The 10,756-nt window shown below is 40.6% G+C and carries 5 protein-coding genes and 1 CRISPR repeat array; all 5 genes read right to left on the bottom strand.

What is annotated here, in order from left to right:
* Positions 1–55: 55 nt before the first annotated feature.
* Positions 56–1,267 carry a TniQ family protein gene (locus IJ00_RS26245; RefSeq protein WP_035150523.1) on the bottom strand — a complete coding sequence of 404 codons (1,212 nt, stop codon included), beginning with the start codon at positions 1,265–1,267 and terminating at the stop codon, positions 56–58.
* Positions 1,257–2,447 (bottom strand): ATP-binding protein, encoded by a 1,191-nt coding sequence (locus IJ00_RS26240; protein ID WP_052754384.1) that lies wholly within the window; start codon positions 2,445–2,447, stop codon positions 1,257–1,259. The genes IJ00_RS26245 and IJ00_RS26240 overlap by 11 nt, the downstream gene beginning before the upstream one ends.
* A complete protein-coding gene (locus IJ00_RS26235) occupies positions 2,447–5,113 on the bottom strand; it encodes a Mu transposase C-terminal domain-containing protein (RefSeq protein ID WP_035150525.1) in 2,667 nt (888 codons plus the stop codon). The genes IJ00_RS26240 and IJ00_RS26235 overlap by 1 nt, the downstream gene beginning before the upstream one ends.
* A gap of 581 nt (positions 5,114–5,694) precedes the next feature.
* Positions 5,695–6,674: direct repeats of the CRISPR family, unit length 36 nt; unit sequence GTTTCCGTCCCCGGTGAAGGGGAATAGTTTGTAAAG.
* A gap of 210 nt (positions 6,675–6,884) precedes the next feature.
* Positions 6,885–7,019 carry a hypothetical protein gene (locus IJ00_RS30050; protein WP_256388832.1) on the bottom strand — a complete coding sequence of 45 codons (135 nt, stop codon included), beginning with the start codon at positions 7,017–7,019 and terminating at the stop codon, positions 6,885–6,887.
* Positions 7,020–7,159: 140 nt separating this feature from the next.
* A complete protein-coding gene (nifJ, locus tag IJ00_RS26230) occupies positions 7,160–10,702 on the bottom strand; it encodes a pyruvate:ferredoxin (flavodoxin) oxidoreductase (protein ID WP_035158219.1) in 3,543 nt (1,180 codons plus the stop codon).
* Positions 10,703–10,756: the final 54 nt, after the last annotated feature.

Here is a 10,756-nt window from a genome sequence, read left to right as displayed (position 1 = left end):
CATCAAGTGCTTCCATAAAAAAAGCAAAGTATAAAAGTAGCAAAGACCTTAAATATTATACATGAGGTTTCGATGATTTTGGCTTGTATAATTTATAGCGAGTAGATATCTCATGGCATAAATCAGGAAAGTATTTGTACAAATCTCTTGAATCATAGCCAATTTGAAGCGCAAGCTCTTTTAACGACTGAGGTGGAAAGGATTCTTGATGCTGTTCCAAAAATTCCTGTACCATTTGTGCATCAAAGGGACGATTAGTTTTAAAGTATTGTTCGGATAATGGTAATTCCTTTAAATATATAGGAGCATCTAATTTTAGCTGACCTAAATAAATGTCAATTAAAGGGATAGATAGTCGATAGCAAACACGTAATAATTTATCGAGTTGAGGAAGTGCATTACCAACACGCCAATCCCTGGGAACAGTTGAACTTAAAAACATTTCTTGTGCAAAGGCTTTAGCATTTCCTTTGGTTAAAACTTCAATACACTTATCGATAGCAATAGCAACAAATTCTCGTTTGGGAATTTCAATCAAATAAGGAGTATTTGCGATTAATAAACCAACTTGTTGTGCAATAAATGAGTGCCATTCGATATCTTGTCTATTCACATTGTACAATTCAATAGTTGAACAACTGCTGCCTAACCAATAATGACATCTACAGCAAAAGCCATTTTTAGTGTTCCAAGCTAATAGATAAATATGCTGCCCGCAATTTGGACAGTAATTCATCAAGGGATATTTGTGTATAGGGCAAATTTTCACTGCGGACACGCACCAAATTAATGGTTCATAAAGCATTATTCCTTTCTGGCTAGATTCTGAATAACATAGTGGACACCAAGCTTTATATTTACGTAATAAATTCCGAGTTGATAAAACATTCTGCCAATGAATTAGGGTGAGATATTTTAAATTTGGTTGTTGAGTCAGTTTCTGTAAAACTAACACAGGTTCAAGTGCCATAGTTCCAGTCCCATTCCATGCACCTGTTTGACTAAAAAAGGCGTGGAAAAATAGATTAGATAAGTGATTAGAGTTTTTGACCGGATAACGACTAATCGTTGGAGCTAATTCTTGAGCTAGTAAAACTCCTGTTGGTACTCGGTGAATTGCAGCTAAACGTGTTACATAACTGGTAAAACTTTCAGTTAGTGGTGTGCCTAATAATAATGGTTGTAATGGATATAAATGACTGCGTTTTGGTAGGTTTAATTGCTGAGTAAAATCCGGCGATTGGAAATTGAAATTATCAGAGAGCATTTCCACCACCTCCAACGATATCCCGATTTATTTTTCGTTCCCCAGGACGGCGTTTCTTTCGATTGTTTTTGGTTTCTGCACTTGTAGATAAATTGTGATGGCTTGATGTATCCCGAACAGATATATTTTGGTTATCACGAACTACTAAGCCTAAAGATGAACGAAGTTTTTCTACTTGATTTTCCCCAGATGATAAAATATTCTCACCCTCAATTGCTTCGGTTAACATTCGCACAGATTTAGAGACAGCAGGTGCATAAGCTTGTAAATGCTTGTAACTTAAACAATTTGATGATTCAGACAAAGCTTTTCTGAGTGACTGTGTGAGCCAATCTTTAACTATTCCCACACAGCCAATGCTACGCTCATAAAAGTAATCCCAGTGTTTTTCTAAATCAGGAGTTTCAGGTAAAGGCATTGCAAAGGAGAAACTTTTTAATACCCTTTGAAAATCTTTGATATCTTCTGGATTCTCACTTTGATAACGAGGAAAATGTATATCTATACTTCTGCGACTAAGCTGACCGCTTAAATTTCTTAATTGTAATAATTCATATGTACCAAATAACCCGTGTCTTGTTTGAGTAAAACTAGCCATTGATTGAATTGCATCCATTTGGTCTTGTTGTTTGTGACCGGATGTAATTTTGGCAAAACGTTGTGCTTCGTCAACTAAAAAAACTTTTAATCTTCTTTGCTGAAAAATATGTTCGACATCTGCTCTTAAATCTACCAAATTTGGCTTAACTTTTACTGTTTTTTGCTCGCCACCATTCCCATACACTCGATGACTACCCGTTCTAGTTTTATAATCAGCAAATGGTTCGCTTAAAGCAATTAAAACACTTTTATAGTAAACTTTCCAATCAAAAGAACCTGTATCTGGAGAACGTGCTTCGACACCAGCTATTGGAAGAAATGACAAATCCTGTATCATTAAAGCTTGATTTTGCTCAAAGATAATTTTCATGACTTGAGCCATTAGAGTTGTTTTCCCAACCCCAGTTGGACCGAATAGAAAAATTAATGACGCACCTCCAGGATTATTTATTGCATCTAAAAATTCTTCATAGACTTGTTTTAGAAGTCTATGTACAACAGTAAAATTGATAAAATAATTAATTTTTTCATTATCTGATGCGGTGAGTATTTCTTGGGAAATATCTGAGGTAGAATGCATTACCAAAACTCCTCGTATGGTTTAATATCTTCTGCAATCAATTCCTTCTCTTCTGGCTCTTGAATTGGTAATTCCAGCATCTCAATCATAGTTGTTTGTATAACTGGAGTTTGATTGTTTGGAGTTGTCGCATATATTTCTTTTGCTTCGATATCCTGCATTCTTTGCAGTAAGATTACCTCTTGTTGTTCTGACTTATTCAAAAACTCAGCTAAACTCGATGCTGTAACGACAAATTGTCTATTTGCACAACTATGACGCTGGCGTATTTCCTCAGATGCAATTCTAATTTCCCTTTCTGAATGTCCAACTAAACTACTGTAATGCTGTGAAATACAAGTTACCCATTGATTGTCAACATAAGCATAAGCAACTCCCATATCATAAGGGTCGTAGCGCACAGGTACTTGAGTTTTTTCTATTTCTGGATGGCGAAAAATATTGTGCCAATAATAAATATTATTAATCTTAATTCCATTATTAGGGATTACTTTTGCAGTTCCCTTTGGCGTTGTTGGTAAAGTAAATATTTTAAAATTGCCATCATATTTAATTACTTTATGGCTGCGTAATCCCGTTCTTAAAAATCCATCCTCAAACATTGAGCGAGGGCTTTGGCTTAGTGCTGGATGTTCTTTATTGTCGTAAAACTCATAAGCCCAATCATATAGGTTTTGGTATAAACTACCTAGTGTCCAAATTGCTAAGTTTTTTGGATTTACACTTTTAGTTACACCTCTAGGGTTACGAGTAATTTGTGTATTTCCTTGAAGGTTATGGATTAGCATTGTGTTTGCTGTACCAAAAATCCTTTCACATACACTCCCAAACCTTGGTTTTGCTTGTGGGCGAGTTTTTTTAGTACAAGTATAGGCTGCGAGCAATGTTTCAAAATAGATACTTTCAAATTCTTTTCCACCATCTACTACTAAAGTGGATGGGAAACGTCCATAGCGACGGACGCATTCCCTCATCACCATCATGCAACTGCGGTAAGAAGGTGGGTCAAATGTTAAATAAATTGCTAATATTCTTCTGGAGTAAGCATCTATCAAAAATGTTAGCCAAGGACGACCTAGATTGACTTTTGAGTAAGAGCTTACTAGTTCAATGTCCAATTCTGTATGGTCTATATGGCAAATTTCAAATGGTCTATCACCGTGCCTTGGCGTTGTTAGCTCTAGTTCCCAATAAAAACATTCATTTTTATAGGCTATGCGTTTCCCTTGTCTATGTAATTTTGTTTCAAACTGTGGTATTTTTTTCAAGTTTTTTAAAAATGTTTTATAGCTTGGAGGTATCAATCCTTTATCAATACAGGTTTGGCGTAAACTACAATATGTTGCATATTTACCTTTCTGCTTGACATTCAGATAATCATTTTCGATAAACTCATCAATTAGTTTTTGTGTTTGAACTGGTAGTTTTCCTTGGTTGGCTGTTTGATTTTTGTGCTTTGGCAATAATCCTAAATATCCACAACCGTATTGCTTATCCGCCTCAAGCCACTTTCTTACCCATCGGTAGAATGTTCTTCTTGGTACTTCTGTAAAATCTGCTTTTTCACCTTGTAAATAACCAGATATAATTGAATAACGCCTCGACGCTTCTATACAATCTTCAACTGATGAACATTTGAAAAATTCTTGTATATCTTGAGAATTTTGAGTATTACTGATTGCTTGAAACTTATCTTGCTCTATTAACCTTCTCCATTCCTGATTTGGTAATGAGATTATTTGTGAAGATTCTGACAGTAATGAGATACTTTTTTCTCCTACATTTATTACATGCCATATCTGTCCATCCCATTTTCCAATTGCTCCAACATGACTTAGGTCTAGAAATTTTCTTGGACTCCAAGCTATATCATTTCTTGATATATCTAGTGCTTCAGCCGTTTCTTTATTTACAAATACACTAATTCTTTCTAACTCTGTACTCAGGGAAAATGAATCTAAATCAACATATACCGTCTGGTCTGCAATTAATTTGTATATGTAGTCTGGATTAATACCTTTTTCTAATAATTCTGATAATTTTATTCCTGGAAATATGGAAATTATTTTGATTATTTTTACTATATCTTCTCTTGGTACTTCGAGATTAATCGATAAATAGTCAGATAAAAAATAGATATTTCTTTGCTTCTTCCAATTTATTTCTTTGTCGGAGCGAACAACATAATATAACCCTAAATTTAAAGCAAACTCCTCTCCGGGGGGACATCGCCATTTTCCATTACTATCTAATTGATAGCGATTCGGCATTTTTGATGCTAAAGCTGATAGCTCTGATGCTGTTTTACATTCTTCCCAACCTGCACTTTTACTCCTAATTACAAAAAAGTCTGCTGTATGCAGTACTCCTATTCGTCGTCCATTTAAACAAGTGTATTGCAACTTTATTTTTGGTGGCTGGTCGTAATATTCCAATACATCTGGGTCATATTCCATCTCATATATTCGCGCTAGCTCATTGTGATGACTCTCAAATTGAATCACCACACCCATTTTTTTGCTTGGATATCGACCGACTACGTTTCCAGCATTTCCCCTCACCCGTCTTGATGGTGGAGAACTACGTATCGACTGAATTATTGTATACTGCGCTGATGATAAATCGAGTGATGCAGACCACTCTTCTAACTCAGATTCTGTCAGCATTGCTACTCCGGTACGCAATGTTTACTTCATTGCATACTTCTATTCAATCTAAATTTTTTGCTTTCAAAATTTAAGAACTATGAATTTTTTTCTACTTAGTGCCACGAAGTGCTTCCACAAAATCCGGCTTATAATTGCTCAAGCTATTGTCTGGACTATTATTCAGCGTTTTTAAATACAGTGTTATTTTATACTATATTGTCTATTAAATTTTACATTTTCTCACGATTTCGTACTATCAAATAGTAGTTCAAAAGTTCCTATGTACTAGCTTTTATGTCATTTTTACGTCGTTTTTGAGAATGCAATCAAATCTAATTGTCTAAATATCCTATGACTATTCGCCCTGAAACCATCTCTATACAAAGGTTTCATCTGTTTGTCTGTCTTTTACATACTTTGTGCCATTTTAGTCGTCCTATTTTTATACTTTGTGCCATCTACTGCTTCCATTATTCTCAGAATCGCCTCTTTCGCGCAACGTAATCATCAGCTTTTCAAGCTTTTTTAGTGCCATAAAGTGCTTCCACTTTAGTGCCATTACCTGGGTAAAGTGACATCTTCAATTTGGGTTACCTAGCGTTTCCGTCCCCGGTGAAGGGGAATAGTTTGTAAAGGCAATTCACCAATCCCCAGCGTCCGAATGGCACCTATGGGTTTCCGTCCCCGGTGAAGGGGAATAGTTTGTAAAGTCGAAAGATTGAGAGCAACCCACTGCACCTGGGAGTTTCCGTCCCCGGTGAAGGGGAATAGTTTGTAAAGGAACCAAACGAGGAAACCTCTATCGTTTGTTTTCAAGGTTTCCGTCCCCGGTGAAGGGGAATAGTTTGTAAAGTGTTCTTTTTGTTTCTGTTAGTTCTGCTTTGTCTTTGGTTTCCGTCCCCGGTGAAGGGGAATAGTTTGTAAAGTGTTGTTGAATACTTCAAAAAATTCTCTGCCAGCCAGTTTCCGTCCCCGGTGAAGGGGAATAGTTTGTAAAGAATTGCCCAACTAGGCAAAGGAAATTCTCAAAACGTTTCCGTCCCCGGTGAAGGGGAATAGTTTGTAAAGACCGGGGCGGGTGGCACGCTGCTCACCAGCAGCGACCCGTTTCCGTCCCCGGTGAAGGGGAATAGTTTGTAAAGCACCATCTCGGATGACGGCCGCTGGACAACAGTTAGTTTCCGTCCCCGGTGAAGGGGAATAGTTTGTAAAGTCGTAGCGGCGGCAGCATCTGTCGTTGAGGCTCTCATTGAAGTTTCCGTCCCCGGTGAAGGGGAATAGTTTGTAAAGCCTCTTCTCTCTCGACGGAAGAGGAGCAAGAACTACAGTTTCCGTCCCCGGTGAAGGGGAATAGTTTGTAAAGCTGTGGTGGAGGGATTGTGGAATTTGCTATTTCTCTGGTTTCCGTCCCCGGTGAAGGGGAATAGTTTGTAAAGATGAGGTGCATAAATGGGAAAACAAAGGTTGCCGTCAAATCGTTTCCGTCCCCGGTGAAGGGGAATAGTTTGTAAAGTTCCACAGTGCTTTTAATCGCTCTTTCCGTGTTTCCGTCCCCGGTGAAGGGGAATAGTTTGTAAAGAGTTCACTTTTGGAAGCCTTGCTGTGAGAGGGTTTGAGATACCCCAATCGACACCACTCGAAAAATCTGTAAAAATTTCTCAAAAAATAGTCGATTTTGCAGCCTGGAAACCTTGATGCGTAAGGCATCGACACCAGTCAACGAAGTTATGCGGTTTTCAAGGTTCGGGGGAGTGGTGTCGATTTCTCGATACAATTTCCATGTATAAAGCTACCAAATCCTTACCCCACAAGCAATATAGCCCATATATTTCTTAACAAAATTGCCGAAAGTCGGGGGATGATTTGTGAGGAAAGGTAAATGATAGCCTATCGCCGCTTCGGTGGAGCGTAGCTCTATCGCCATTAATACCAAGTTGGGTGCTGTTGTGGTAGGTTCAGGATAATGGGATTAGTTCCCCGCGATCGCAATGACAGTACAGAGACGACTACCTCCAATAGGAACTTAGTATCATTACTCCTTACTCATTCCTCATTACTCATTCCTCATTCCTCCTTACTCATGACACGGGATGCGAGATATTCGTACATTTGCCAGCGTTCATTAACTGCTGCTTGTGCTTGTTGGAGTAATGCTTTGGCAAGTTTGGGTTTACTCTTCGTCAACATTTTGAAGCGGTTTTCTTGATACATTGACTGTTCCACTGACTGCTGGGGGGGACGCATATCCAATTGCAGGGGATTTTTACCCTGTTGTCGCAGGGTGGGATTATGACGATAGAGTAACCATCTACCGGATTCGACAAGGGATTTTTGGTGAGTCATTCCCGTTGTCATGTTAATCCCGTGGGCTATACAGTGACTATAGGCAATGATTAGGGATGGACCATCATAGGCTTCTGCTTCTAAGAATGCTTTCAAGGTTTGGTCATCTTTAGCACCCATGGCGACACTAGCTACATAGATGTTTCCGTAGCTCATGGCAATCAAGCCTAAATCCTTTTTAGCGGCGGGTTTTCCACTGGCTGCAAACTTGGCGATCGCCCCTAGAGGAGTGGCTTTGGATGACTGTCCGCCTGTATTGGAATATACTTCTGTATCCATAACTAGGACGTTAACATTGCGACCACTTGCCAGGATATGATCTAAGCCACCAAAATCGATATCATAAGCCCAACCATCACCCCCGACAATCCAGACACTCTTTTTCACTAGGTAATCTGCTAAGGATAGAAGATTGTTTGAGATGTGGTGTTGCTGGAGTAATTCCTTTAATTGTGCAACCCGTTGGCGTTGTGCGTGGATATCTGCTTCTGTTTTTTGCTCTGCGTTTAAGATTGCTTGGGATAATTCCCGGAATTCTTCCCGATTTCCCAATTCTTGCAGTAATTCTGCCGCATATTCGGCTTGTTTATCTATAGATAAGCGGAACCCGAAACCAAATTCTGCGTTATCTTCAAACAGACTATTTGACCAGGCGGGACCTTTTCCCTGAGAATTAGTAGTCCAGGGGGTAGTGGGTAAATTTCCCCCATAAATAGAGGAGCATCCTGTGGCGTTAGCAATTAAAGCGCGATCGCCGAACAATTGGGAAAGTAATTTTAAGTAGGGTGTTTCTCCACAACCTGCACAAGCACCGGAAAATTCAAACAGGGGTTCGAGAAGTTGTTGCTGGCGAATTTGGTTAATTTTTAGCTTGGTTCTGTCGGGATGGGGTAAATTCAGGAAGAAATTCCAGTTTTCTCGCTCCTGCTCCCGCAAAGGTAACTGAGGCTGTAAATTAATGGCTTTTTTCCCTGGTTGGGTTTTATCCTGGGCAGGGCAAACATCTACACAGACACCACATCCGGTACAATCTTCTGGTGCAACTTGGATAGTAAAATATTGTCCGCGAAAATCCTTATCTTTGGCAAGAATCGACTTAAAACTAGGTGGGGCAGTTTGTAACTCTCCCTCTGGATAGATATTACTACGAATTGCTCCATGGGGACAGACCATCACACATTTACTACACTGTACGCAGATATCTGTATTCCATCCAGGAATTTCCTCAGCGATATTGCGTTTCTCCCATTTTGCCGTTCCCGTGGGAAAAGTTCCATCCACAGGTAATGCACTCACAGGTAAGTCATCACCCTGCCACGCCATCATTTTACCCAGAACATCCCGGACAAAGGAGGGTGCATGCTCCGCAACTAAAGCAGATTTGCTGATTTTACTAGTCACCGTGCTGGGAATATCCACCTTGTGCAGATTCTCCAGGGTATTATCCACCGCTTGGATATTTTTCTGCACCACATCCGCACCCTTTTTCCCATAGGTTTTTTCAATTGCTTGCTTAATCTTGGCGATCGCCTCATCTTGAGGTAACACCCCAGCTAAAGCAAAGAAACATACCTGCATAATGGTGTTAATCCGTCCCCCCATACCGCTATTTTTGGCAACTTGGGAAGCATTAATCACATAAAACTTTAATTTTTTACTGATAATCTCTTCCTGAACATCCCTGGGTAGCTTCTCCCAGACAGTTTCTGCACCGTAGGGACTATTTACTAATAGAGTTGCTCCTGTCACCGCTCCACTCAGTACATCCACCCGTTCCAAAAACGTCCACTGATGGCAACCGATAAAATTAGCTTGATTAATTAGGTAGGTCGAGCGAATTGGTTGGGAACCGAACCGCAGGTGAGAAACCGTCATCGAACCCGACTTTTTCGAGTCGTAGACAAAATATCCCTGGGCATAATTATCAGTTTCCTCACCGATAATCTTAATGGAGTTCTTATTTGCTCCCACCGTACCGTCGGAACCCAAACCAAAAAACATGGCTCTGACAACGGTATCAGCTTCCGTCGAGAATCCCGCATCATAGGGCAAGGAAGTATGGGTGATGTCATCCTGGATACCCACAGTAAAGTGGTTTTTCGGATGCTCCTGAGCCAAATTTTCAAACACCGCCCGCACCATCGCCGGGGTAAACTCCTTGGAAGACAGACCATATCTACCACCGACAATGACTGGACGTAAAGAGGTGGGTGATTCATGGATTGCTGTCACCACATCCAGGTATAAAGGCTCACCTGCACTTCCCGGCTCCTTGGTACGATCCAAAACCGCGATCGCCCTAGTAGTTTCTGGTAACTCCGCAATCAATTTGTGGACATCAAAGGGACGGAATAACCTCACCTTCAAAACTCCCAGTTTTTCACCCTGAGCATTCAAGTAATCCACCGTCTCGTGTACCGTCTCCGCACCGGAACCCATGATCACAATTACCCGCTCCGCATCGGGTGCGCCATGGTATTCATAGATACGGTAATGTCTACCTGTCTGTTTCCCGAACTCATCCATCACCTGTTGGACTATTTCTGGGCATTGATTATAGTACGTATTTGCCCCTTCCCTTGCCTGAAAATATACATCCGGGTTCTGTGCCGTTCCCCGAATTACAGGGTTGTCAGGAGTCAGAGCGCGATCGCGGTGATTTCCCACCAATTTATCATCAATTAATGCCCGCAAATCCTCATCAGATAGTAATTCCACCTTCTGCACCTCGTGGGAAGTGCGGAACCCATCGAAGAAATGCATAAAGGACACCCGTGACTTCAGGGTGGCAGCTTGAGCAATTAGGGCAAAATCCTGTGCCTCCTGAACAGAAGCTGAACACAGCAGGGCGAAACCTGTACCCCTAGCTGCCATGACATCACTGTGATCGCCAAAAATCGATAGAGCATGGGTTGCCAACGCGCGGGCAGCAACATGAACGACCGTACTAGTTAATTCCCCGGCTATTTTGTAGAGGTTCGGTATCATTAATAACAAACCCTGGGAGGAAGTAAAGGTAGTTGTCAGGGAACCCGTTTGAATTGCACCATGCACGGAGGCGATCGCCCCTCCCTCACTTTGCATTTCCACTACACTGGGAACCGTTCCCCAGAGGTTTTTACGTCCATCTGCTGACCAAGTATCTGTCCATTCACTCATTGCTGAGGAAGGAGTAATCGGGTAAATCGCAATTACCTCACTCAAACGGTAAGCAACCCTGGCTACCGCTTCATTCCCGTCAATTGTCGCAAAGCCTTTCTGCATTCTTTTCTCCTGTTTTCCACAGCTAAGGTAGGGAACTTGTAATTAGTTTTTTTA

It is taken from the genome of Calothrix sp. 336/3 (genome assembly GCF_000734895.2).
GTDB lineage: Bacteria > Cyanobacteriota > Cyanobacteriia > Cyanobacteriales > Nostocaceae > 336-3.
This window is presented reverse-complemented; position numbering and strand designations above follow the sequence as displayed.

Coding starts and splice junctions, on each gene's coding strand:
- IJ00_RS26245 (WP_035150523.1), bottom strand. CDS start 1,267: ATGCTCTCTGATAATTTCAATTTCCAATCGCCGGATTTTACTCAGCAA.
- nifJ (WP_035158219.1), bottom strand. CDS start 10,702: ATGCAGAAAGGCTTTGCGACAATTGACGGGAATGAAGCGGTAGCCAGG.
- IJ00_RS26240 (WP_052754384.1), bottom strand. CDS start 2,447: ATGCATTCTACCTCAGATATTTCCCAAGAAATACTCACCGCATCAGAT.
- IJ00_RS30050 (WP_256388832.1), bottom strand. CDS start 7,019: ATGGCGATAGAGCTACGCTCCACCGAAGCGGCGATAGGCTATCATTTA.
- IJ00_RS26235 (WP_035150525.1), bottom strand. CDS start 5,113: ATGCTGACAGAATCTGAGTTAGAAGAGTGGTCTGCATCACTCGATTTA.